This window comes from bacterium, from assembly GCA_030685015.1.
Lineage (GTDB): Bacteria > CAIWAD01 > CAIWAD01 > CAIWAD01 > CAIWAD01 > CAIWAD01.
Window position 1 is genome coordinate 113,730 of sequence record JAUXWS010000043.1, and the last position, 22,952, is coordinate 136,681.

The 22,952-nt window shown below is 67.9% G+C and carries 20 protein-coding genes; 1 reads left to right on the top strand and 19 read right to left on the bottom strand.

Features of this window, described 5'->3' with window-relative positions:
- Positions 1-14: 14 nt before the first annotated feature.
- The 19 genes from Q8O14_05745 to Q8O14_05835 all read right to left on the bottom strand — a co-directional run bounded on the left by Q8O14_05745 (position 15) and on the right by Q8O14_05835 (position 21,438).
- Positions 15-908, bottom strand: coding sequence for a HEAT repeat domain-containing protein (locus Q8O14_05745; protein ID MDP2360238.1), 894 nt, complete (start codon positions 906-908; stop codon positions 15-17).
- Entirely contained in the window at positions 905-1,486 is a 582-nt protein-coding gene (locus tag Q8O14_05750) for a sigma-70 family RNA polymerase sigma factor (protein ID MDP2360239.1), read from the bottom strand. Before Q8O14_05750 ends, Q8O14_05745 begins: the two co-directional genes overlap by 4 nt.
- Before the next feature lie 143 nt (positions 1,487-1,629).
- Positions 1,630-3,147, bottom strand: coding sequence for a lamin tail domain-containing protein (locus tag Q8O14_05755; GenBank protein MDP2360240.1), 1,518 nt, complete (start codon positions 3,145-3,147; stop codon positions 1,630-1,632).
- 129 nt (positions 3,148-3,276) lie between these two features.
- Positions 3,277-4,176: a GAF domain-containing protein gene (locus Q8O14_05760; protein MDP2360241.1), complete on the bottom strand. Its 900-nt coding sequence runs from the start codon at positions 4,174-4,176 to the stop codon at positions 3,277-3,279.
- Positions 4,169-5,578, bottom strand: a complete 1,410-nt coding sequence (locus tag Q8O14_05765) for a tetratricopeptide repeat protein (GenBank protein MDP2360242.1) — start codon at positions 5,576-5,578, stop codon at positions 4,169-4,171. The genes Q8O14_05760 and Q8O14_05765 overlap by 8 nt, the downstream gene beginning before the upstream one ends.
- On the bottom strand, positions 5,575-6,840 hold the full coding sequence (locus Q8O14_05770; GenBank protein ID MDP2360243.1) for a PAS domain-containing protein: 1,266 nt from the start codon (positions 6,838-6,840) through the stop codon (positions 5,575-5,577). The genes Q8O14_05765 and Q8O14_05770 overlap by 4 nt, the downstream gene beginning before the upstream one ends.
- Positions 6,830-7,750, bottom strand: coding sequence for an HDOD domain-containing protein (locus tag Q8O14_05775; protein MDP2360244.1), 921 nt, complete (start codon positions 7,748-7,750; stop codon positions 6,830-6,832). The genes Q8O14_05770 and Q8O14_05775 overlap by 11 nt, the downstream gene beginning before the upstream one ends.
- Positions 7,750-8,106, bottom strand: a complete 357-nt coding sequence (locus Q8O14_05780) for a hypothetical protein (protein MDP2360245.1) — start codon at positions 8,104-8,106, stop codon at positions 7,750-7,752. The genes Q8O14_05775 and Q8O14_05780 overlap by 1 nt, the downstream gene beginning before the upstream one ends.
- 1 nt (position 8,107) lies before the next feature.
- A complete protein-coding gene (locus tag Q8O14_05785; GenBank protein MDP2360246.1) occupies positions 8,108-8,869 on the bottom strand; it encodes a FliA/WhiG family RNA polymerase sigma factor in 762 nt (253 codons plus the stop codon).
- 210 nt (positions 8,870-9,079) lie between these two features.
- Positions 9,080-10,423: an IS1182 family transposase gene (locus tag Q8O14_05790; GenBank protein MDP2360247.1), complete on the bottom strand. Its 1,344-nt coding sequence runs from the start codon at positions 10,421-10,423 to the stop codon at positions 9,080-9,082.
- A 63-nt stretch (positions 10,424-10,486) separates the two neighbouring features.
- Positions 10,487-10,873 (bottom strand): hypothetical protein, encoded by a 387-nt coding sequence (locus tag Q8O14_05795; GenBank protein ID MDP2360248.1) that lies wholly within the window; start codon positions 10,871-10,873, stop codon positions 10,487-10,489.
- On the bottom strand, positions 10,870-11,640 hold the full coding sequence (locus tag Q8O14_05800; protein MDP2360249.1) for a hypothetical protein: 771 nt from the start codon (positions 11,638-11,640) through the stop codon (positions 10,870-10,872). Before Q8O14_05800 ends, Q8O14_05795 begins: the two co-directional genes overlap by 4 nt.
- Positions 11,637-12,923, bottom strand: a complete 1,287-nt coding sequence (gene flhF, locus Q8O14_05805) for a flagellar biosynthesis protein FlhF (GenBank protein MDP2360250.1) — start codon at positions 12,921-12,923, stop codon at positions 11,637-11,639. The genes Q8O14_05800 and flhF overlap by 4 nt, the downstream gene beginning before the upstream one ends.
- A 14-nt stretch (positions 12,924-12,937) precedes the next feature.
- Entirely contained in the window at positions 12,938-14,905 is a 1,968-nt protein-coding gene (locus tag Q8O14_05810; GenBank protein MDP2360251.1) for an HD domain-containing response regulator, read from the bottom strand.
- 125 nt (positions 14,906-15,030) lie between these two features.
- Entirely contained in the window at positions 15,031-17,118 is a 2,088-nt protein-coding gene (gene flhA / locus Q8O14_05815; GenBank protein ID MDP2360252.1) for a flagellar biosynthesis protein FlhA, read from the bottom strand.
- Positions 17,115-18,188, bottom strand: coding sequence for a flagellar biosynthesis protein FlhB (gene flhB, locus Q8O14_05820; protein ID MDP2360253.1), 1,074 nt, complete (start codon positions 18,186-18,188; stop codon positions 17,115-17,117). The genes flhA and flhB overlap by 4 nt, the downstream gene beginning before the upstream one ends.
- A 142-nt stretch (positions 18,189-18,330) precedes the next feature.
- Positions 18,331-19,149: an exodeoxyribonuclease III gene (locus tag Q8O14_05825; protein ID MDP2360254.1), complete on the bottom strand. Its 819-nt coding sequence runs from the start codon at positions 19,147-19,149 to the stop codon at positions 18,331-18,333.
- Positions 19,149-20,951: an arginine--tRNA ligase gene (argS, locus tag Q8O14_05830; GenBank protein ID MDP2360255.1), complete on the bottom strand. Its 1,803-nt coding sequence runs from the start codon at positions 20,949-20,951 to the stop codon at positions 19,149-19,151. The genes Q8O14_05825 and argS overlap by 1 nt, the downstream gene beginning before the upstream one ends.
- Entirely contained in the window at positions 20,944-21,438 is a 495-nt protein-coding gene (locus Q8O14_05835) for a tRNA (cytidine(34)-2'-O)-methyltransferase (protein MDP2360256.1), read from the bottom strand. Before Q8O14_05835 ends, argS begins: the two co-directional genes overlap by 8 nt.
- A gap of 194 nt (positions 21,439-21,632) precedes the next feature.
- On the opposite strand from Q8O14_05835, the gene Q8O14_05840 reads away from it, so the two are divergent.
- Positions 21,633-22,925 carry a hypothetical protein gene (locus Q8O14_05840; protein MDP2360257.1) on the top strand — a complete coding sequence of 431 codons (1,293 nt, stop codon included), beginning with the start codon at positions 21,633-21,635 and terminating at the stop codon, positions 22,923-22,925.
- Positions 22,926-22,952: the final 27 nt, after the last annotated feature.

A 22,952-nucleotide genomic window follows, 5' to 3' on the forward strand; every position in this document is an offset into this window, starting at 1 on the left:
CAGGATTTCTGCCCTTAGCGCCCCATCTCTTGCACCTGCATCTGCTCCGTCTCCTCCGACAGGACGCCGTGAGCAAGTTGGCGCAGATCCTGGGCAGGATCCTCGACCATCATCTTGATGAAGGACTGTCGGACCATCTCGTTCTGGCGATCGTCCTGCAGGGCCAAGGCGGCCTCGCGGCGGACCGAGGCCACCGGATCCTGGGTCATGGCGTAGACCAGCACTTGGCAGGACTCCTGCCCTCGGCAGTGCTTCTCCAACAATTGGATCGCCGTCTGTCGCCGCTGGGGGTCGCGGTCGTTGCGGACGATGTAGCTCAAAGTATTCTGGATGTCCCGGTCCGAGGTCTGCCCGTTGATCTCGTAGCTGTTCGTCTCGCGCAGCAGGATGCGCACCTGTTGATCGGCATCCACCGCCAGATCCTGGACATCCAGATGCCTCTGGCGGGGCGGCCGCTGGGAACCGGCCTCGACCACCCCATCCACCCGTTGCAGGAGATCTTCCTGCCCGTCCACCAGGCGGGCCCCGATCTGATCGGTGGGGGCCTGGGGCAGACCCCGCCCCAGTAGAATCCCAATGAAAAGCGCCGCGGCGGCGACCGGAACCCAGCGCAAGCCTGCCGTCAAGACCTGGCTTGGCCACCAGGGGCGCCCATCGCGCCGGAGGGCCGGCGAGGCCCGCAATGCGGCCATCACCTGACCGTGGGCCGCCTCCAGATCAGCTTCGCTGGTGGTGGGAGCAGGCAGCAGCACCAAATCGGCGTCCAGCGATTGCAGCTCCCGCATTTCCTCGCCCGCCTGTGGGTTCTGCCCAAGCCAGAGTTCAAAGGTGCGCCGCCGGGTCGCGTCCAAGGATCCGTCCAGAAAAGCGATCCAATCCTGTTCGCAGGGCTGGAATGGCGCGGTCATTGAACTCCATCCTTAAGTTGAGCGCGAATGTGCCGGATCGCCCGGAAGGCGAGGATCTTGACAGTTCCATCCGGCATGTCGAAGATCTCCGAAATCTCCTTCACCTGCATCCCATGCTGGTAGCGAAGGCAGAAGATCAGTCGCTGCTTTGCGTTCAAGGTTTCAACCGCCCGCCAGATTTTTTGCAGCCGCTCCGTTTTACCCCGATCCTGTTCCCGCCCGTCCCCGTTCAAGCCGTGCACATGGATGGTCCGCTCCAGCCATTCATCATCCTCCTCTCCTCCCTCCAGCGGCGTGGCGTGGAGTTTTTCGCGACGACTCCGCTGGTCATGCCAGGTCAGGCAGCGGTTCACGGCAATGCGATACAGCCAGGTGTAGAAACTGGATTCCAGGCGGAAGCGCTTGATTCCCAAATAGACACGGATGAAGACCTCTTGGAACACATCCGCCGCATCCTCCGGATTCCGGATAAGAGAGCGGATGAGTCCCATGATCCTCCGCTCATAGAGGCGCATCAAGCGCTCAAAGGCGGCGTGGTCCCTTTCCTGGACCAGACGAATCAGTTCCTGTTCATCCATTTCGCAAGTGATGTCTTCCTGATGGTCAGCCATTGCCGGCCCAAGATCAGGAAATCGCAGGGGCGGGCCAACCGGGCTCCCTTCCATCCAAAGGCAGCAAGGCGGAGCTGTCGTTGCTGGTCGAGCGCTGCCGCCCAACTTTCTCAATCTTGAACGGCCATGGCGTGAAGGCAGGTCCGCGCCCCATCCTCCAAGCGCAGCAGGTAGACGCCGGAGGGCAGGCGGCGCCCACGCACCAGGCCATTCCAGGCGAAGCGGGGAGTCGCCGGCTCACACCGCTCCAGGCGCTCGCCGTCCAGCGTCCAGATCTCCATCACCCAGCGTCCATTGAATCGCTGGTTCTCGATGACCAGCAGGTCCTGCCCGCTCACACCGGGCCTGATCAGCAAAGTGTTGACCAGCCACGCTCCGTGCAGGGTCGTGCCTGGATCGATAGGTGATCCAGGACACCCGGCGGCCATCGAGGGATCGGCCACCCAATTGCCAGGATCGTCCCCGGCGGCGGCAGCGTCCAGGCGGCGCCAGGGGGCATCTTGGGCCGGCCTCGTCGTCGGCCAGACGGCGGCATCCAGGATGAGCCCGTTTGCTCGTTTGAAGGCCATGGACCCTTCACGGGCCAGGACCAGCGAGCCTGGGACGTGCAGGGCGTCCGCGCAGACCGCTTGGGCGGCGCCGGCCAACAGACGGCCGCGCGGTGGCAGCCATCCCCCCAGGCGCAGGCGGAATCCGCGCCCTTCCAGGAAAAGGCCGTCCAGCAGACAGGGACAGCTGTCCGGCAGGGCGACCTGCACCCAGTCCACTCCGTTGGGCTGGACCACCTCGATGAAGGGCTGCCGCCCGGGAGCGGCGGCCCAGAGCAGGGTGTCCAGCAGGAGGCGCTGGTTGCCGTCCTCGGCCAGGCTGGTTGCCAGGAGGGGATTGCCGCCCGCCAGGGGCATAGGGGGCAATTGGAATGTCCGTTCGCCTCGAGCAGGCAGGTCGAGCTCATCCAGGCGCAGGCCGGCCTGACAGGGCGGCTGTCCGACCGCCAGCTCCACCATGCCGCGAAATCCCTCGCCACCCGAGGCGATGAGGTGCAGCCCATCCTCCACCACGCGCGCCCGCAGGTCCAGGCGACGTGGCAACACGCTGTTGGGTTGGCCCGGAGTCCCGCCCACGATTTCAGCGGCCACCCAGCAGCTGTCGCAGAGGGCGAGCGGACATCTGCGCTCCAGACTGACCGCCTCAGGCAGGGAAGGCCGCGTCAGCACCTCATCCACCAGCGCTCCCGATCGATTGTAGAGGGAGATCATCTCCGGCGAGGAATTGGACAGGCCGTTGGATCCCAGGGCTCCATTGGGCACGGTGAGCAGCAGGGTGCCCGGTGTGATCAGATGGTCGTAGGCTCCCGCGTAATCAGCGTCGAGGATGAGAGCCAGGCCACCCGGTGGAAGGATCATGGCGACGCCTCCCACTGCCACGAGGGGATCCACGCCCTGGCCGTCGGAGATGGACCAGCCGGCCAGGTCCATCTCCCCCTCGTCATTCCCCAGCAATTCGATGTACTCGTCGCTGTGCTCCGGTCCCGCCGGATTGTTCATGATCTCGTTCAGCAGGACGGCCCTCCCCTGGCCGACACCGGCCAGCAGGGCGAACATGGATAGAGGCAGGGAATGGCGCATGACCGCTCTCCGGTTTCCTTGCCCCCTTCTACCGTCGATCCGCGCCGGCGACCTCCCGTCGCGCGGCACCAGGGCGCAAATTCTCCTCGCGTGTCAAGGAAGTGGATCGGATGGGCGGGGAAGGTCGGGTCAGGTGGCGGAAGGGACGGATTTCATGGACGGCTCGGCGGAGGACTCCAGGTCCAGCATCTGGCCACCCCCCGGATAGGAGGAGGCAACGGCCCGTCGCAGGCCGGAGAGGAGGCTGAGCACGCGGCCCAGGCGGCGGACCTGCTGCTGGATGATCTCCAGCTTGTCGATCGCCTGTCCATCCCGGCCTTCCAGGTGCAGGGCGAGCAGTTCCGCCTGTCCGGAGATGATGGTCAGGGGATTGTTGATCTCGTGGTTCATGGCGGCCACCAGATCGGCGATGGCCTTCACCCGCTCACTCTCCACCAGCCGGGCCTGCATCTCGCGCAGGCGCGCGTTGCGGTCGCTCAGCTCCTGGTTGCTGAGGTGGAGGGCAGCCACCAGGTCCAGGTTCTTCAGAAGCAGGGCAATCTGCGTGCCCAGGATCTCCAGCACGCCGCTCTCCACCCGGGCGAAGGCATCCGCCCGGGAGTGGCCGAAACTGAGCACGCCCACCAGCTCGTCACCCGCCACCAGAGGCAGTCCGATGTAGGAGCGCAGATCGTGCTGGTCGAGACCGCTGCGCCGGCGCAGGCTGGGGATGACGATGGGACGCCGCTGCTGTGCGATCCAGGCGGAGAGACCGAAGCCCATCTCGAAGCGGATCACATCGATGGGATTGACCTCGGCCTCGCCCACCCGATCGCGGCAGACCAGGCGGTGGCGGCCGGCGTCGTTCTGGAAGAGCGTGGCGCTTTCATAGGGCACGATGCGCCGCAACAGCTGGAACAGGGGCTGCAGGCTGTCCACCCCCGAGAGCGAGGCCTGCAGCAGGGAGGAAATCTGGCGCAGGACGGCAAGACCCTCGTCGCGACTGGCGCCGGCCTCGGGAGGAGCGGGACCTGTCGGCCTTTCAGCCATTGCCCACCCGCCCGGCCTGCTCACGCAACTCCAGATGCAGGCGCACTTCGTCAACGCCCAGGTTCAGCTCCTCGGCAATCTCCACGATGGACTTCCGCTCGTCCGCCAGCTGGTAGACGCGCTCCTCGATGGACGCTTCGCCGCGGGCCTGCCGCGTCTGGGTCGCGCCCTGTCCTTCGGCCTGGGCGGGCGTGGGCTCGCGCAAAATGGGGGCGCCCTCCTCCTGCATCACCTGCCCCAGCTCCTCACGCACACGCCGGGAGACCTCGGCGTACTCGGTCAGATCATCCTGCCGAGGCAACACCGGCGAGGGCCGGGGCGAGTCCGAGTTGAGGATGCGCTCGCGCACCAGGGCGTCCACCTTGCGGCGCAGGCGCAGCTCGGCGACCGCGAAGGCGACCAAACCCAGGACCGCGCCCATGAGCAGGCCCGGCACGATGGTCATGCTCCCCTTGCCGGCTTCCTTCTCTGGTTTACGATAAAGATCGGCCGGACCCAGGCCGCCCCCCTGGCGCAACACGGCCAGGTAGAAGCTGAGATCCTCCTCCACCATCTCGCCGCCCGGCACGACTCCCTGGGCGTCGGGCGAGGCCAGGCGCGCCAGCAGCGGCTGCAACTGGGACTTCCATTTGGCATCGCCCGTCAAAGGCTCCAGGAGGGCCCTGGCCCGGTATTCGTCCCCCTTGCCCAGATAGGCCTGCGCCAGGAGAAAGCGGCCCCAGGGGTGGTTGGGATGGCGGGCCGCCACCTGCTCCAGATAGGCCATCGCCCCGGCGCTGTCGCCCAGTTGAAGCAGAAGCTCGCCCACCAGCAAGCGGCGACGCTCGTCGGCGGGCAGGCCATCAAGGCGTCGATCGGAAGCGGTCAACTCATCCTTGCCGGCTTTGGCGGGGGCTGGCGGCGGGCTGCCCGTCTCTTTGGAAGGCACTGGCGTAGACGGCCTGGGCTGGGCGGGTGCGACCGCGGCCGCTTCCTTGGCCGGCCCGCTCTTGGACGCCTCACCCTTGTCACGGCCAAGCCCTCCCCGCGAATAGAAATCGAGGGCGATCTTGTAGGGCGTCTCATCCAGCGACATGTGCCGGACCCGGTCCATGCCCTGCGCCTGGATGCGCCATGTGAGCGAGTTGTCCGTCTTGCGCAGTTGGCTGGCATCCAACACGCCACCCGTGTTGATGGAGACCTTCTCCGCCATGCGGCGATTGATGTCCCCCTGGAGGATCAGGTCGACGTAGCCTTCCGCCAGATTTTCCGCCACTTGGTACTGGGTGGGTGCGGACAGGTCGAAGACGACGCGCACAAAGGACTGGTGTGGGAACCAGCGCAGGCCCTCGAGCCAGGTCGCCCGCCCGGGGATGGTCAGCAACAGGATGGCCAACAGCCAGGCGGCCAGTTTGGAATTCATGGGTGGGCTACCTCCGGATCCGGGCTCGGCGGCTGCGCGGAGCTTTCCTCCAGCTTCGCGTCCGTCCCGCCGGGTTCGATGTCAAGCATGTCCGTCTCGCCCAGGTAGCGTACCCGGCGCACGACACTGACCTGCTCCAGCTTGTGGGCGACCGCCTCGATCTGGCGGGCGCTGCGCTCCGCCGTGTCGATGCGTTGCAGGATCTCCGGCGTGGCCAGGCCCTCCAACTCCCGGCGCAGGAGGAAGAGGTTGCCGACAATGGCCGTCAGCGGATTGTTGATCTCGTGGTTGACCGTGACGGCGGCCAGCATGACCGCCTTGAGCGTTTCCGCCTCACGGGCCTGCTCCTCCAGGCGACGCCGCTCGGTCAGATCGCGCAGAATGATCATGCAGGTGGCCTCGCTGGGGTGGGTCGGCGCCAGCGGACTGAGGGAAAGCTGGGCCAGGACCGGTCCCAGGCCGGGCAAGGCGGGATTGCAGAGGTCCAGCTCGAGCAGGGCCCGCTCCCGCCGCTGGATGCCTCCCAGCAGGGCGGACCCGCCCTCGCCCGTTCTCGCGAAGTCCGGCAGGCACCGGCCCACCAGGCGCTCACGGGGCTCGCCCAGCCACTGCGTGCGGGCGTTGGCGTAGGTGATCCGCCCCTCGTCGTCCACCAGCAGGATCAAGTCGCTGGCGCTGTCGATCATCTCCTGCAGCTGGCGCCGGCTGTCCTCGAGATGCTCCACCAGGCGGGCGTTCTCGAGGGCGGTGGCCGCCTGGCCGGCGGCAAAGGCCAGCAGGTCCATCTGGTGACTGGTGAGGTCCTCGTCCAGCTGCGGCGACCGGACCAGCAGCACGCCAATGCCCGTTCCCATCACGATGAGGGGAATGAGCAGATCGCTGCAATCGGGGGAGGCGTCATCCAGGCGGGGCACGGAGATGGGTCGTTGCTCGTCCAGCACCCAGCGCGTGATGCCATCCTCCTGGAGGGAGTGCAGCGTGTGGCGCAGGCCCAGGGAGGGATCGCCCACCGCCACCAGGTCTTCGCCCTGCAACAGGAAGAGGCCCGTCTCCGGCGCCGGCAGGACATGGCCCAGGATGTCGGTCAGCCCGGCGAGGATCTCCTCGGGCGAGGCGGAACTGCGGATGGTGCGGGCCAGGGCCTGGATCTCGCGCAACTCGTCCAGGCTTTCCCGCAGCTGCCGGACCTTCTCCTCGAGCAGGCGGAACTCCTCCCCCAGATCGCCGCCCGGCGCACCGTCGCGGAGTGCCTCAGACATCATGGCCCACCTCGCTGTCCGGCAGGGGACGGCCCAGGACCAGGCCGCGGAAGGTCTCCGCCCGCTGCAGCTCGGCCTGGAACTGTTCCAAGTACCAGACCAGGTCGGTCTCGCCGCGGGAGTTGCGCCGCAGGCCCAGGACATCGGCCGCCCCCTCCTCCACGCCGCCCAGCCGGCCCTCTTGATGAGGATTGCGGCTGCTGCGGTGGGCCATGTACTCCGCCACGTGCAGAATGCAGGTGAGGGGACTGCGCTCCTCCTGCCGCATGGGCATGTGATGCCAGTGGATGGCGTCGCAGATGGCCTCGGGCAGATTCCAGTGTCGACAGAGGGTGCCGCCGATCTCGGCGTGGCTCATGCCCAGCAGCTCGTGCTCGATGGTCCAGAGGGGCTGGTCGCTCCCCGCCAGCGCTTCCTGGATGCGCTGGAACTCCTCGGGCAGGTAGCGGGCCACGACCAAGCGACCGATGTCGTGCAACAGGCCCGCCACGAAGGCCTCGCCCACCGTGCGGTTGTGGGCCGTGCGCTGCAGCATGCGCGAGGCGACGGCCGTGGACACGCTGTGCTCCCAGAAGTCGCCCATGCCCCCGTCGCCCTCGTGGCTGAGGTTGATCCGCTCCACCAGGCTGGCCGAGACGGCCAGGTCGCGCACCGTGTTGAAGCCCAGCACGACAATGGCCAGGTTGATGGTGCCGATGCGCCGGGGGAAGCCGTAGTAGGCGCTGTTGGCCATCTTCAGCATGCGGGCTGTGAGGGCGGGGTCGCCCGCGATGAGGCGGGCCAGCGTGGCGGCGTTGGTGCGCGGATTGTCCACCAGCTGGATGATCTTGGCCACCACGGTGGGCAGGGTGGGCAGATCGTGGATGCCCTGCGCGATCCGGCGGATGCGGCCTATGTTGGCGGTCACGGTCATCAGACGCGCAGGTCCAGATGCTGCCCCGTCTCCGGTGAAGCTGTCTTGCCGCGCCGCCGCACCACCTCCGCCTCCTCCCCGCTTGCGGCCTCCCGGCCGCGGATGTCCAGGCGATCCACCGGTTCCAGGGGCGCCGCCTCCGCCACCGGCGGCTCCATCGCCGGCCCGGCCCGGTCGGCCTCCTCCTGCTGACGGGCAAGTTCCTCTTCGAAACGGCGGCTCTCGCGGCCGTCGACGGGAGGCCGCTCTTGATCAGCCGGCGCCTCGCGGCGGATCCCCTGCCGCACCCGCGGACGCTGTCCGCCGTCGATGGGCGCCACTCGGCGCTCCGTCTCCTGTCGCCGGATCGTGTTCATCTCACATGCTTATCAGCCGTCGGATGTGCTGCTTCATGCTCATGATGATCTTGGTGTGGATCTGGCTGACCCGGCTCTCGGAGATGTCGAGCACCTTGCCGATTTCCTTGAGGGTCAGTTCCTCGTAATAGTACAGCGCGATGACCAGCTTGTCCTGTTCCGGCAGGCGGTTGATCAGCTCGATCAGGAGGGTGCGGATCTCCTTGCGCTCCATCAACTCCAGCGGGCTGTCGTTGGCGGAGTCGGCCACCAGGTCGTACAAGTTGCTGCTTTGGTCGCCGTCCCCCGAGAGAGGCCGGTCGAAGGAGAGCAGGGTGGTGGCGCTCACATCGTCCACCAGCTTGTGGTACTCGGCCAGGGAGAGGTCCATGCGATGGGCGATCTCCTCATCGGTGGGCAGACGGCCCATCTCGTTCTCGAGGAGCGAGATCGTGTTCTCCAGCAGCTTCTCCTTCGAGCGGATGGACCGCGGCACCCAGTCGAAATCCCGCAGGCCGTCCAGGATGGAGCCGCGGATGCGCGGAATGGCGTAGGTCTCGAACTTGAAGCCGAAGTCCGGATTGAAGTTCTCCACCGAGTTGATCAGGCCCATGATGCCGGAGCCCACCAGGTCGTCCAGGTGGACGGAATGGGGCAGGGACATCTTCATGCGGCCGGCCACCTGTTTGACCACGGGCAGGTAGGCCACCAGCAAGGCCTCCTTGTTGCCCGCGCTGGGATCCTTGCGGTAGGCGTCCCACAATTGATCGGCCTGGATTCCCATGCCCGCTTCCCCCTATGGCCCCCGTCGGGGACTTCCTGTCAGAGCTTGTGAATCAATTGCGACCCCCGATCCTGCTCCTCGATCGCGTGGTGGATCGCAGCAGCCACATCACGACGTTGCGTCCCTTATGTGATCACCTGGTGCTCCTCTTGCGTCATGGTCCAGGCAGACGTGTGCCCCGGCTGTGCTTCCATCACAGGATGCCTGACTTCAAGCGGCCTGGAGGGCAATCTCCCGTCTGAGGTTGTGCGCCAATGCATACCACAACAACACGGCGAGTGCCTTCAATCGACCGCGTACCCTGAATTGCCACAGGCCGCGGTTGCGCGCCTGCGCATTGACGCACTCCGCCGTCGCCGCACGCTCCTTGTAGAGATCCTTGCCTTCCTCGCTCCCCATCCGCATCCGCCAAGCCGCCACGGCGGGCGTGTCCGTGCGGTGCGCACGGTAGCGATCCCGTTGTGGATCCTTCGGCCGGGGAACTGGTGCGTAGACCGTCGTGCCCCGCCCGTCCAACACGTCGATCTGACCCAGATGGGTGTAGCCGCCGTCCACCAGCCAGGCCGTCGGACGCACACCATGCTGGACGCTCACCTGCTCGACCATGGGTTCCAGTCGACCCATGTCGCTGCCCGTCATCACCACGTCCACACCCACAATCACCTGCGTGGCCGTGTCGGTGGCCAATTGCGCATTGTAGGCCGGACGAAAGCCACCATCCGCCATCTTCATCACATGCGCGTCCACATCCGTCGTCGATGCCCGCGGCTCATGTTCCTTCGGCTGGGGTGATCCGGGCTTCGACCCGCCCCGCTTCCGTGACGGGCGGGGTGAGCGCTGCTCCAACTCCTGCAAGGCCGTCAGCGCCGACTGCACCCGCGCCTCCCGTTCCCGCGCCGCACGCTCCCGCGCCGCTTGACTGCGGGTCCGACTGGCGGCCGGATCCGCCTCCACCTCCTGCTTCAATGCCGCCACCTGCGCGTGCGCCTGACGAAGATGCTCCTTCAGCGTCTCCCGGCGACGAAAGCTGCTCGCCCCTGCCGATGCCCGGATCCGCATCCCGTCCTGCGCCACCCGCTCCATCCGCACAAGCCCCTTGTGCACCAACACCGCCACATGGCGGGCCAACAGCTCATCCAGCATGTCGGGATGGCCCACCCGGAAATCCGACAGCGTGTGGTGATTCACGCCCACGCCACCGCACATCCACCGGTAGGCATCGTGGCTTACGCACAGCCGCGCAAGCTCGCGGGCCGAACCGATCCCGTCCAGCGTGGCCAACAGCCAAAGCCCCAAGAGGATCGCCGGGTCGATCGGGCTCCGGCCGCTCCCCCCTTCCACGGTCTGGATGCCCGCGTAGAAGCGCGACAGATCCTGCGCCTCCACGAAGGCCCAGACGGCGCGCGCCTGATGATCCCGGCCAAGGGTCGCATCCAGCTCGCAGGGTCGAAGCTCAAGCTGGTTGCGAATCGCCCGCTGCACGCGAAGCACACGCCCAAGAGTCGGATCCGGCAACGCCGGATCGTGCAGATGAGGGGAGTCAATCGGGTGCATTAAGTACCTCCACGCTGGGCTTGTGTCACACAATAACTCAGTGGGAGGTTTTTTCACAGACTCTCAGTTGTCGGCCTTCTGCTCCGCGGCGCCCGCCTCGGCCGCCGGCGCGGCCGTGCGCCGCTCCTCGAGGACTTCCATCAGATCGCCCATTTGATCCCGCCGGCTGCGCCGCTCCTGCAGGATGCGCTGCTCGGACTCGCGGGCCCGATTGAGGTTGGCGTGAAGCTCTTGTTCACGCTGATGATAAAGGTGGTACTTCCAGCCCACGCGGATCGTCCCACCCGTCAGGCTGACGACCAGCCAGACGAAGAAGGCCCGGTACATGGCCGTCCAGAGGGGCAGCTCGGCACCCAACCCCATCAGGAAGGCCCCAAGAAAGACCAGCACGCTCACCTTGGTGAAGATGAGGTCGCCGGAGGAGTTCGCACTCGCGGATTTGGCACTCATGTCGGGATCCAATCAGTTGCCTTCGAGGCTTCCGCCACCGCGTGCCCTGCCACCGCAGCCTCCCTGGCCGGGTGGACGCCCGCCTCCGGCGATCGCATCAACTGCCGGGCCGCTTGTCGCAGGCAGCGCGAGGCGGGATGGTTCGGGTACATGCGGGTGAAGGGCCGTCCCTCCCGCGTGCTGCGTGCGATCTCCGCCGCCGCGGGCAGGCAGCCCAGCTCGGGGGCCTGGATGCCGTAATGCCGCTCCAAGCGGCGCTGGAAGCCGGCCGCGCTGGTCTGCCAATTCCCCGGCCCCTCCATCCGGTTGTGCAGGAGGTGCAAGGTCCGGTCGGGCCAATGGCGCAGGACATGACCGGCCAGCATCAGGCTGCGGGAGTCCATCCCGGCGCGTCCGTCCACCAGCAGGAGGATCTCGCCGGCCGCCCGGAACCAGGGGTTGTCCTTGACGTGAAGACCGGTGAAACGGTCGACCAGGACAACATCTGCGTCCCGGGCCAGGACGGGCAGAAAAGCCGGCAGTGCCGCCTCGTCGCACAACTCCAGCGGAGCCAGGGTGGGACCCTGCTCCTGGGTCAGGAGGCAGGCCGGGCCATCCCGGCGGACCGGTCGGCCGGTGGGCAGCGCGGGACCCATCGTGCCCAGGGAGCTGACCAGCACCACGTCCCGCCCGACCCCGCACCAGGCGTCGGCCAGGGCCAGGGCCACCGTGCTGGCCCCCAGACCGGCGGGCAGGCCCGCCACCAGGATGATGCGTCCCTTGCTCATGCCTCCAGCCGCGCCTCCGACACAAGGGCCCGGATCCGCTTCATGCTGTCGCTGCGCGTCTCCTCCAGCTGGAAGGTCTCGCCGCGCAGGATCCAGCGGGCCAGCAGGGCCGCCTCCGGCCGCGCGAGGTCATCCGGTATGCGCTGCCCCGTCCCCACGTAGCTGACCGGCAAGGCGGCCTGGGCCGCCAGGTCGACCAGGGCGCCCAGGCCCGTGGCCTCGTCCACTTTGGTCAGCAGCAGGCGGTCGGCCCCGGCCTGACGCCAGGGGGCCAGGCAGGCCAACTGGTCCTCCAGACGCATGGTGGCGGCGAGCACGACGTGGACATGCCGGGTCTTCAGGCTGCGCAGGAAGGTCCGGGTCCGCTCCAGGCCCAGCCGCTCGCGGGGCCCCGTGCCCGGCGTGTCCACCAGGATCAGGTCGCAGCCGGAGAGGCGATCGAGCGCCGCCGCCAGGTCACCCGGGCGGTAGAGCTGCTCCAGGGGGACGCGCAGGATGCCCGCCAGGCGGCGGATCTGCTCCACGGCGGCCACCCGCTTGGTGTCCAGGCTGAGCACGCCGGCCCGCCGATGGGGCAAGCCGTCGCGGTGGAGCAGGAGTTTGGCCAGCATCGTGGTCTTGCCCACGCCGGTGGGACCCACCAGCACCTCGATGCGGGGACCGGGCGAGCTGTCCGGCACCTCTGTGCCGACGCAGGGCAGGCGCCGGGCCAGGGCCATCGTCAGCGCTTTCTCCCATCGCGTGTCGTCGCCCGCATCCTCCAGCTCGTCCAGCAGGGAGCAGGCCGTGGGCCGGGACATGCCGCGGCCGCACAAGGTGCGCAGCGCCTGCTCATGGCGGACACTCCAGGCCCGGTGGCTGCCGAAGCGCGCCGACTGGTCCATGTCCTTCATCGCGCGGCGCAGCTCCTGCAATTCGGTGCGCAGGCCCTGCCAGTCCTCCGCCGCCGGCGCGGCAACCGGCGAGGCAGTGATCGGGGGCGCGGCCGGGAGAGGGCCCGGGGCGGCGGCCAAGGGAGCGGGCAGGGGGGCGCACTCCTGGCCGGAGCCTGTCCGGGAGATGCGGGGCGGGGTCCAGGCCCGGGTCTCGCCGCGGGGGTTGGGCCGGCGGGCGGGCTGGGGGGCCGGCTGGGCGGCCACCACCTCGACGCTGTGGCCATCGGGCAGACCCGCGGCCTCCTCCACCCGCCGACTGGACAGGATGACGGCGTCCTCGCCCAACTCGCGCTTCACCTGGCTGAGCGCCTCGACCAGGGTGTGCCCCGTGAAGGTCCGGATGTCCATGCCCCCTCCTTGTCTCAGCCGACCGCTTGCATGCTGTCAGGTTCGAGATTGATGTCGTCCTGTGTGATGATGCCGCGCCGCCAGCAGTCCAGGAACTGGTCCACCAGCACCGGATCGAACAGCACGCCGGCGTTGGCGCGCAGGTAGTCCAGGATCTGGTCCACGGCCATGCCCTGTCGGTAAATGCGGTCCGAGGCCATGGCGTGGAAGGTGTCGGCGATGGTGAGGATGCGCACCTTGAGCGGAATCTCCTCTCCCGCGAGGCCGTCGGGGTATCCCTCCCCGTTCCACTGCTCATGGTGGTGGCGCACGAAGGGGATGAGCGGCCTGAGATGGGGGGCGCGGCGCAGGATCTCGGCCCCCACCAGGGGATGGGTCTTGATGTGCTCGTACTCGTCGTCGGACAGCCGTCCCGGCTTGTTCAGCACCGAGTCGCGGATGCCGATCTTGCCCAGGTCGTGCATCAGCCCCCCCAGATGGATCTCCTCCAGCTCCTCTGCCGCCTGGATGCCGTGCCGTCGACCAAGCTTGACGGCAATGGCCCCCACCTGGGCGGAATGGCCGTGGGTGTAGTGGTCCTTCTCATCGATGGCCTTGGAGAGGACATGGATGGTCTCCAGGTGCATGCGGCGCATGCTGGTGTAGAGCAGGGAGTTCTGCAGGGCCGAGGCCACGCTGGAGGACAGGAGCATGATGTTCTGCAGTTCCCTAGGAAGAATGGGCTCCCCGGCCAGGCGCACCACGCCCAGCAGACCGACGCTGCCCTGGTTGTCCGTGAGGGAGACCCAGGCCACCTGCTCGAGATGTGTCGCCACCTCCAGTCCGGGCGCCTCGCAGCGCAGATTGGCCTGCTCGGACTCGTAGCGGAAGGCGGGGTCGGGAATGCGCTGGACCCGGGTGCGAATGGCGGCGAGCAGGGCCTCCAGCAACTCGCTCCCGGGCGCCCGCAGGCCGGCGATGTCCACCAGGAGCTGATCCTGGCTGCGATCGAGCAGTACGACGACGCTGTAGTCGCAGGAGACCAGCCCGCCCATGCCGGCATGGATCTCGCCCAGCGTCTCCTCCATGTCAAGGCTAGCATTGAGCCGGCGGCCGACTTCGGCCAGTTTCTGCGTGCTGCGCATCTGCCGCGTGGCAACCGCGTAGAGATGGGCGTTCTCCAGGGCGATGCCCACATGGGAGGCCATGATGCGGAGCAGTTCCAGCTGGTGCAGATCGAACTCGCGTTCGCTGGTTGAACGCCCCAGGAGGATGGAGCCGCGCGGTTGGGAATCCACCAGGAGCGGCAGGCAGACGACCCAGCGCCCCGCCAGGCGGCGCTGCATGAGGTCGCCCTGGGTGGCCGCCTCGAGGGCGAGCATCTGCTCCCCCTCCGTCATCTCCTTCTCCGTGCCGGCGGCGTAGGAGCGCCAGAAGAGGCCGTCCTCCTCCTCGCCCTGGGTCCGGTACAGGATGGTGATCTCGGGCACCTCGAACACGCGCGTGATGAGGTCGGCGATGCGGGAGGGAAGGTCCGCCATGTGCAGGTTGGCCGTGATCACCTGGCTGAGTTCGCGCAGGGCCACCTCGGCCTTGAGGCGGTCCCGCTCCTGGCGCAGGCGGCGCCGCTCCTCGACACGCTGGAAGATGCCCAGGGCGGTCTTCAGGTCAAGGGGTTTCTCGATGTAGTCGGCCGCCCCCAGGCGCATGGACTCCACCGCCGTCTTGACGCTGGCCATGCCCGTCATCATCACCACGTCGGTGTGGGGCCACTTGGCGCGCACCTCGCGCAGCAGGGCGTCGCCGTCCAGCCCCGGCATGTGGCGATCGGTCAGCACCACATCCACCGTGGTGTCCGCCAGATGCGCCACCGCCTCGCGGCCGTCCCGCGCCGTGGCCGTGCGGGCGCCGTTGGCGTCAAGAAATGCCGCAAGCAGGCCCAGGGTGGCCTCGTCGTCGTCGACGATCAGCCAACTGGCCCGCAGCGTGTCGGGGCTGTCCATGGATCCTCCCTCTTGCCATGGACGCGCATCTCCATCCCCCTTGATCCGGAGCAGTCGGGCCGGCAACCTGGCCGCGACCGACCCCCGTTCCGGGGCTTCAGCCCATCTCACCGCCGGCGCCGCCCTCATGCGGGCTGCTCCCGCAGGGCACCCTCCGCCGGCCGGATGCGACGGGGCAGGGCGACCTGGACAATGGATTCCAGCTCCACGTCCATGCTGAGTTCGCTGTAGGCCACGACCATCAGGTCAGGCAATGGTCCTTCCAGCAGGCGACGCAAATAGGAGCGGATCTCGGGCCGGGTCACCACCACCGGCGTCCGTCCCTCGGCCTGCAGACGGTCGCGGGCCTGACGAAGCTGTTGGATGACCTGGGCGAAATCCTCCGGGGACAAGCTGCCGGGGCGCGTCCCATCGCGCTCGCGCGCGAGCGTTGTCTCTAGATCGGTATCCAGGGTGACGGCCTTTATCCGGCTGTACTCTCCTTTGAGAATGGTGGAGATGGTCGAGGCGAGGGCGAAGCGGGCATATTCGGCCAGGATCTCCGGATCCTTGGACTGGTCGGCTGTGTCGCTCAGGCTCTCCAGGATGGTGCTGAGATCCCGGATGGGCACGCCTTCGCGCAAGAGCTTCTGCAGGACCTTGTGGATCTGGCCCAGGTTGAGCTGGCCCGGCACCAGCTCCTCCACTAGCACAGCGTGCTCCGGCTTGAGGTTGTCCAGCAGCTTCTTGACGTCCTGGCGGCTGAGGATGCGGCCGGCCTGGCGCTTGACCAGCACGTCCAGGTGGGTGGCCAGCACCGCGGCCGGATCCACCAGGGCGCAACCGGCCCGCTCCGCCAGGTGGAGGTGGGCCTCCCGCACCCAAAGGGCGGGCATGCCGAAGGTGGGATCGATCGTGGGGATGCCCGGCAGCTCCTCGCCGCCCTCCCGCTCCGGAGCGCCCAGGGCCAGGCGCCAGCCCGGCCGCAGTTCGCCCTCGCCCGCCACGATGCCGCGGATGCGGATGCGGTAGAGCTCGGGCGCCAGGCTGATGTCGTCGCGGATGCGGACCGGCGGCAACACCATGCCCAGGTCGGCCGCCACCTGCTTGCGCAAGCGCTTGATGCGGGCCAGCAGATCGCCGCCCTGGGCGGGGTCGGCCAACTGGATGAGGCCGTAGCCCAGCTCGATCTCCAGGGTGTCCAGGACGAGGAAGTCCTCGATCTTCTCCTCCGCCGGCCGGGCCTGCTCCACTTCCTGCGTGACCACCTGGCGGCGACGATCGCGGGAGAGGCGGGCGGCCAGCAGCCCGGCGCCCCCCGCCAGCAGGAGGAAGGGGAGGGCGGGCAGGCCGGGCACGACGGCGAACAGGGCCAGCAGCACGGCCGCCACCTTGAGGGGGCGCTCCTGGAGGATCAGCTGCTGGGCCATGTCGCGGCTGAACATGCTGCGGGCGCCGGCGCGGGTGACGATGATGCCGGCCGAGGCCGAGACGATGAGGGCGGGGATCTGGTTGACCAGGCCGTCGCCGATGGTCAACTGGCTGAAGGTGCTGACGCTCTCGGCCAGGCTCAGTTTGAGCTGGACGGTGCCCACCGCGATGCCGCCCACCAGGTTGATCGCCGTGATGATAAGGCCGGCCACGGCGTCCCCGCGCACGAACTTGCTGGCGCCGTCCATCGCGCCGTAGAAGTCCGCCTCCCGGCTGATCTGGTCCCGCCGCCGGCGCGCCTCCTTCTCGTCGATGAGGCCGTTGTTGAGTTCCGCGTCGATGGCCATCTGCTTGCCGGGCATGGCGTCCAGGGTGAAGCGGGCGGCCACTTCGGCCACGCGGCCGGCGCCCTTGGTGATGACAATGAAGTTGATGAGGACGAGGACGAGGAAGACAATGAAACCCACCACCAGGTTGTTGCCGGTGACGAAGTGGCCGAAGGCCTCGATCACGCGGCCGGCGTAGCCCTGGCCCAGGATGAGGCGGGTGGAGGCCACGTTCATGGAGAGGCGGAAGAGGGTGAGGATGAGCAGCAGCCCGGGGAAAATGCTGAAGTCAAGGGGCTCCAGGGTGTAGAGGGCCACCAGGAGGATCATCAAGGCCAGCATGATGTTGAGGGCCAGGAGGAGGTCCAGGAAGATGGGCGGCAGGGGCAACACCATCATGACCAGGATGCCCACCACGCCAAAGGCGAGGAGCAGGTCGCTCCTCTTGCCGAGCAGGCTGGAGGCGACGGCGCTCATGCGCTCCTCCGCTTCAAGCGGTAGACGAAGGCGAGCAGCTCGGCCACGGCGCGGTACAGCTCGCCCGGAATCTCATCACCCACGGCGCAGGCCTTGAACAGGGCGCGGGCGAGGGGCTTGTCCTCGATGACGGGAATGCCGTGCTGGCGGGCGATCTCCTTGATGCGCTCGGCCACCAGGCGGCGCCCCTTGGCCAGCACGCGCGGGGCGCGCATGGCCCCGCCCTTGTAGCTGAGGGCGACGGCCAGGTGGACCGGGTTGGTCACCACCACATCAGCGCTGGGCAGCTCGCGGATCATGCGGTTGTAGGCCGTCTCCAGCTGGATGCCGCGCTGGCGCCGTTTGAGCAGGGGATCCCCCTCCGTCTGCTTCAGCTCCTCACGAATCTCCTTGACCGACATGCGCAGCCGGCGCGAGAGGTCCCAGCGCTGGAAGGTCACGTCGAGCAGGGCAAGCGCCAGCAACATGGCCAGCACCCAGCCGGTCAGGCGCAGGGCTCCCGCGCCCAAAGCGGGCAGAAGCTCGGAAGGCTGGTTGAAGACCAGCTGGCGCAGGAGGGGCACTTCGCGCCGCAGCACCATCCACACGGCCAGGCCCACGAGGGAGACCTTGGCCAGGCTCTTGCCCAGCTCCATCAGGCTGCGCAGGCTGAAAAGCTGGGCGATGCCCTTGATCGGATTCAAGCGGCCCCAGTTGGGGTTCAGCGGCTTGGCCGAGAAAAGCAGGCCCACCTGCCCCAGGTTGGTCAGCAGGCCGGCCACGGCCACGGCCGCCAGCAAGGGGGTCACCACCAGCACGGCGGTGAAGCTGACCTCCCGCATGAGCGCGGGGACATTGTCCAGATCGAGGGCGAGGGCGGGGGGCACGACCAAGCGGCGGGACATGTATCCCATCATCTGGTCCTTCATCCATCCGCCGGCGATGATGAAGGTGAGGAGGGCCGCCCCCAGCACGGCGCCGGAGGAAAGCTCCTGGCTGCGGGCCACCTGGCCCTCCAGCCGGGCGTCCTCGCGCCGCTTTGGTGTGGCTTCTTCTGTTTTTTCCTGGAAGGAGCCCTGTTCGTCGGCCATGCCACTCCCCGATTGCGCAGCCCTTGCCCGCCCCGACCCGCTCCTGGGGCAGAAATTGCCCAAGAACAGGCGGCAAGGCGGCTCCTGGTCGGAGCTGGCAAATCGCGGGCCGGAATGAGGAAGTCCGGGAGTTCCGAAGCCGTCAGAGGGCGAGGACCAGTTCGACAGGACAGTGGTCGCTGCCGGACACTTGGTCCAGGATCTCGGCCCCCTTGAGCGCGGGCAGCAGGTCGGGCGTGATGAAGAAGTAGTCCAGGCGCCAGCCCACGTTGCGCAAGCGCGCCCCGCCACGCTGCGACCACCAGGAGTAGCGCGCCGCGGCGGCTGGGTGCAAGTGGCGGAAGCTGTCCACCAGACCGGGCTGGGCGCGGCCCGCCGTGAAGCGGTCCACCCAGGCGCACTCCACCGGCAGGAATCCGCTCACGGTGCGGTTCTCCCGCGGGCGGGCGAGGTCGATCTCCCGGTGCGCCGTGTTGAGGTCCCCGCAGACGACGAGGCACTCGCCGGCCGCCTGGAGGGACTCGCACAGGGTCTGGAACATCTCGTAGAAGTCCAGTTTGTAGCGCAGCCGCTCCTCGCCCGAGGTGCCGTTGGGGAAATAGACGTTGAGCAGCAGGAAGCCGGGGTGCCGCCAGCCGCAGACGCGGCCCTCGTCGTCCCAGGCGGCCAGGGCGGGGTCCAGGGCGCCCAGCCCCGGGACGGCTTCGCCGGGAAGGCGGCTGAACAGGGCCGTGCCCGAGTAGCCGGGGCGCGCCGCCGGGTGCCAGAGCGACCGGTAGCCCAGGCGCGCCAGCTCATCCGGCAGATGGCCGGGCAGTTGCTCCGGCCGGGCGCGCGTCTCCTGCAGGGCCAGCAGGTCCGGCCCGTCGGTTTCCAGCCAGGAGAGGAATCCCTTGCCCAGGGCGGCGCGCAGGCCGTTGACGTTCCAGGAGAGCAGCCTCAGGGGGCGGGCGCGGGCCATCAGATGCGCTCCGGGGCCGGGATGCCCATCAGGTCCAGACCCTGGCGCAGGGCGTGTCCCACAGCGGCGGTGAGGGCGACGCGCTGGGCGGCCAGGCGCGGATCGTCCACCCGGTCGAACACGCTGTGGGCGTTGAAGAAGCGCGAGAAGCTGCGCGCCAGGTCGTAGCTGCGCTGGGCCACGCGGGAGGGATTGAGCTGGGCGGCGGCCAGGCGGATCTCGCCGGGCCAGAGGGTCAGATGGGTGAGCAGCTCCACCTCCTCGGCCTCTCCCAGGAGGTCGAAGTCCGTCACGACGGCGGGATCCAGCCCGCTCTTTCGCACCAGGCTGCCGATGCGGGCCCGGGCGTACTGCAGGTAAGGGCCGGTGTTGCCGGCCAGGTCGATGCTCTCCTCGGGATCGTACAACATATCGAGGCGGGGCGTGACCTTCAGGATGTAGTAGCGGACGGCTCCCAGGGCGAGGTCGTGGGCAATGGCCGCCCGGGCCTTCTCCTCCAGGTCGAGACGCTTGCGGCTCTCCTCCATCACGCGGCGGCAGGCGCCCTCCAGCTCGTCCAGCAGGTCGTCGGCATCCACCACCGTCCCTTCCCGGCTCTTCATCTTGCCGGAGGGCAGATTGACCATGCCGTAGCTGTAGTGGGTCAGGCGTCCCGCCCAGTCATGGCCCAGGCGCGCCAGGACATGGAAGAGCACGCGGAAGTGGTGCTCCTGCTCGCTGCCCACCACGTAGATCATCTCGTCGAAGCCCAGCTCCCGATGCCGGGTGACGGCATTGCCCAGATCCTGGGTCATGTAGATGGAGGTGCCATCGGAGCGCAGGAGCACTTTCGGCTCCAGGCCCAGCTCGTCCAGCGGACAGAGCACGGCGCCGCCGGCGTCCCGCTGCAGGATGCCCCGCGCCAGGCCCTCCTCCACCTCCGCCTTGCCCAGGAGCCAGGTGTCGCTCTCGAAGTAGATGCGATCGAAGGCGATCCCCAGGCGTCGATAGGTCTCCTCGTAACCGGCGAGGACCCAGTCGTTCATGCGCCGCCACAAGGCCAGCACCGCGGGATCGCCCGCCTCCCAGGCCCGCAACATGGCCCCGGCCTCGGCCTGCAGGGCGGATTGCGCCTCGAAGGCGCGCTTCTCCTCGTCCGTCGCCCGGCCAGTCAGCCCGCGCGCCGATCGCCAGGCGGCCTCCTCCTCGGCCAGCCGCTGGGCGTACATCACGTAAAACCTGCCCACCAGGTGGTCGCCTTTGAGGCCGCTCGCCTCCGGTGTTTCTCCCCCGCCCCACTTCCGCCAAGCCAGCATGCTCTTGCAGATGTGGATGCCGCGGTCGTTGATCAGGTTGATGCGCACCACGTCGTGCCCCACGGCGCCCAGCAGGCGGGAGAGGGCGTCCCCCAGGATGTTGTTGCGCACGTGCCCCAGGTGCTGCGGCTTGTTGGTGTTGGGGCAGCTGAACTCGAGCACGATGCGGCGCCGCTCGGCGGGCGGCAGGTGGAGCGGCGGCGCGCCCTTCAACCAGGCGCCCAGCACCGAGCCGAACCATTCGGGTCGCGCCAGGCGAAGGTTGAGGTAGGGACCCGCCGCCTGGGCCGACTGGATGCCAGCCGCGCCGGCGAGGGCCTCCGCCAAGGCGGCGGCGATCTGGAGCGGGGCGCGGCGGCAGGCCTTGGCCAGAGGGAAACAGGCGAAGGCCATGTCGCCCAGGGCCGGGTCGGGCGGTGGCCCCAGCTGGATGTCGCCGGGGGGCAACTCCACCTGGAAGAGGTCGCGGATCAGGCCGGAAAGCCGGGCGGCCAGGGCTTCAATCATGGGTTGCAGGGTCTCCCAGGTTGGTGGTCGGAGTGGGCCATCCCTCAACCTGGCGCAAGCCTTCATAGAGAGCGACGGCCACGCTGTTGGCCAGGTTGAGGCTGCGTGTGCGGCCAGGCATGGGTATAGTCAGGGCTTGGTCGGCGAACTCGCGCAAGAGGGTCGCGGGCAAGCCTCGGGATTCACGGCCGAAAACCAAAAAATCTCCAGAGCGGAAGGCGTGCCGGGTATAGGTCTTGCCCAGCTTCGTGGTGAAAAAGAAGAAGCGCTCCGAACCAAATCGTTCCAGCAAACCATCCAGACTGGGCACCACACGATAAACGGCCCTCTCCCAGTAATCCAGGCCGGCCCGCTTCAAGCGGGAGTCATCCAATTGATATCCAAGTGGTTCAACCAGGAAGAGACGGCTGCCCGTGCAGGCGCAGAGACGAACGATGCTGCCCGAATTCTGAGGAATCTCCGGTTCCACCAAGACGACGTTGAACATGCCCCTCCCTGCCTGCCCGCTTGAGGGAAGGTCACAATTGACGCGGCGGCAGGCAATGCGGCTTCCTCAACCGGCGGTCGATCCTCCTTGGCAGGTCCTGGCAAAAGCGGCATTTTGACCGTCGATGAAACCTGGAGGCCTTGATCCAGGTATGCCCCTCGCGTTCGCACATGCGGCGCGACAAGGAGGATCCCATGAAAGGCACCCTGACCTGGGCCCTGGCCCTGATCTTGATGACAAACATTGGCTGGAGCAGCCGTCGGGGGCAGGAGGCCCGCGTGGAGATCTCGCTCGATCAGCGCGAGGTCTTCACCAGTGAGCCCTATCGCCTGACGCTGCAACCTCTCGCCGATGGATTCATGTATGTCTACGCCCTGGATGCCGGCGGCTATGTCAGCCTCCTCTATCCCGTCCTGGCCGAGGATGGCCGTGGCCAGGCGCGGGCCGGGCATCCCGTGGTGCTGGACCCGCTCTACGCCGGCTCCACGCCCGGCATCGAGCAGCTGGTGGTCGTCCACACCCGCGAGCATCGGCCCATCCGCAGCTCCCGCCACCATTTCCTGGCCCCGGATCCGGGCGACCTGCCCGACATCCACGCCCGGCTGACCCGCAGCGAGAAGGAGTTGGGCAACTACGCCACGGCCCTCCTCACCGTCATGGCGACCAATGTCCACGAGGCGGCCGTCGCCGACGATGACGACGTGGAGCGGAATGTCCACGTGGGCTTGTCCATCCATCAGCACCATTACGACTACTGGTGCCCCTACTGCGACTGCTGGCACCCCGCCTGCACGTCCCACCGTTGCTGGTGCGGGTGGGAGGTGGTGCACCACTACCATGCCCACTCCCACTATGGACACTGCTTCCTCTGGGGTCCATGGCATTCCTGGTGGCGTCCGCCCGTCTACTACGTCTATGTGCGCGGGGGAAGCCCCTGGGACTATGACACACGTCCCTGGCGGGCCCGCTCGGTGTGGGGGGCCAACCGGCATTACAGCGAGCGCTGGCGGCAGACCGAGTCGCCCCGCTTGACGGACCCCGGCCAGTGGGTCGAGGCGCCGGCGCGCCGCACCGACGACAAGCCGGAGTTCGTGGACATCAGGAAGCGTCTCGATCCGGGCTACGGTGAGAAGCCCCTGCCCCGCCCGCCCAGCATCCTCAGCACGGAGCAGCCGGGCGATGGCTCGGCCGGGCCAGGGTGGCGATCCTCGGTCATCAGCACCGACGACAAGGGAGGAAAGCCTGGCGAGCGCATCCGGCCCGATCAATTGATGCCAGAATTGGAGAAGGAGGCGCCGGCCACGACCAAGAGCCCCAAGCGGCCGAAGCAGAAAGGCACGGTGACGGACAAGAAGGCCAAGCAGGATGCCAAGGCCACCGAGGCCACCCCGACCAAAAAGCCGGAAAGCAAGCCGGAGGCCAGCCCCACCAACAAGGAGGCCCCTCCGTCCAGCACTCCCCAGGAGAAGCCGTCCAAACCGACGTAGCCCCGTTCCTGAGCAGGACCCGTCATC

Excerpts from the sequence above, each read along its gene's own strand:
- Q8O14_05745 (MDP2360238.1), bottom strand. The coding sequence starts at position 908 with ATGACCGCGCCATTCCAGCCCTGCGAACAGGATTGGATCGCTTTTCTG.
- Q8O14_05750 (MDP2360239.1), bottom strand. The coding sequence starts at position 1,486 with ATGGATGAACAGGAACTGATTCGTCTGGTCCAGGAAAGGGACCACGCC.
- Q8O14_05755 (MDP2360240.1), bottom strand. The coding sequence starts at position 3,147 with ATGCGCCATTCCCTGCCTCTATCCATGTTCGCCCTGCTGGCCGGTGTC.
- Q8O14_05760 (MDP2360241.1), bottom strand. The coding sequence starts at position 4,176 with ATGGCTGAAAGGCCGACAGGTCCCGCTCCTCCCGAGGCCGGCGCCAGT.
- Q8O14_05765 (MDP2360242.1), bottom strand. The coding sequence starts at position 5,578 with ATGAATTCCAAACTGGCCGCCTGGCTGTTGGCCATCCTGTTGCTGACC.
- Q8O14_05770 (MDP2360243.1), bottom strand. The coding sequence starts at position 6,840 with ATGATGTCTGAGGCACTCCGCGACGGTGCGCCGGGCGGCGATCTGGGG.
- Q8O14_05775 (MDP2360244.1), bottom strand. The coding sequence starts at position 7,750 with ATGACCGTGACCGCCAACATAGGCCGCATCCGCCGGATCGCGCAGGGC.
- Q8O14_05780 (MDP2360245.1), bottom strand. The coding sequence starts at position 8,106 with ATGAACACGATCCGGCGACAGGAGACGGAGCGCCGAGTGGCGCCCATC.
- Q8O14_05785 (MDP2360246.1), bottom strand. The coding sequence starts at position 8,869 with ATGGGAATCCAGGCCGATCAATTGTGGGACGCCTACCGCAAGGATCCC.
- Q8O14_05790 (MDP2360247.1), bottom strand. The coding sequence starts at position 10,423 with ATGCACCCGATTGACTCCCCTCATCTGCACGATCCGGCGTTGCCGGAT.
- Q8O14_05795 (MDP2360248.1), bottom strand. The coding sequence starts at position 10,873 with ATGAGTGCCAAATCCGCGAGTGCGAACTCCTCCGGCGACCTCATCTTC.
- Q8O14_05800 (MDP2360249.1), bottom strand. The coding sequence starts at position 11,640 with ATGAGCAAGGGACGCATCATCCTGGTGGCGGGCCTGCCCGCCGGTCTG.
- flhF (MDP2360250.1), bottom strand. The coding sequence starts at position 12,923 with ATGGACATCCGGACCTTCACGGGGCACACCCTGGTCGAGGCGCTCAGC.
- Q8O14_05810 (MDP2360251.1), bottom strand. The coding sequence starts at position 14,905 with ATGGACAGCCCCGACACGCTGCGGGCCAGTTGGCTGATCGTCGACGAC.
- flhA (MDP2360252.1), bottom strand. The coding sequence starts at position 17,118 with ATGAGCGCCGTCGCCTCCAGCCTGCTCGGCAAGAGGAGCGACCTGCTC.
- flhB (MDP2360253.1), bottom strand. The coding sequence starts at position 18,188 with ATGGCCGACGAACAGGGCTCCTTCCAGGAAAAAACAGAAGAAGCCACA.
- Q8O14_05825 (MDP2360254.1), bottom strand. The coding sequence starts at position 19,149 with ATGGCCCGCGCCCGCCCCCTGAGGCTGCTCTCCTGGAACGTCAACGGC.
- argS (MDP2360255.1), bottom strand. The coding sequence starts at position 20,951 with ATGATTGAAGCCCTGGCCGCCCGGCTTTCCGGCCTGATCCGCGACCTC.
- Q8O14_05835 (MDP2360256.1), bottom strand. The coding sequence starts at position 21,438 with ATGTTCAACGTCGTCTTGGTGGAACCGGAGATTCCTCAGAATTCGGGC.
- Q8O14_05840 (MDP2360257.1), top strand. The coding sequence starts at position 21,633 with ATGAAAGGCACCCTGACCTGGGCCCTGGCCCTGATCTTGATGACAAAC.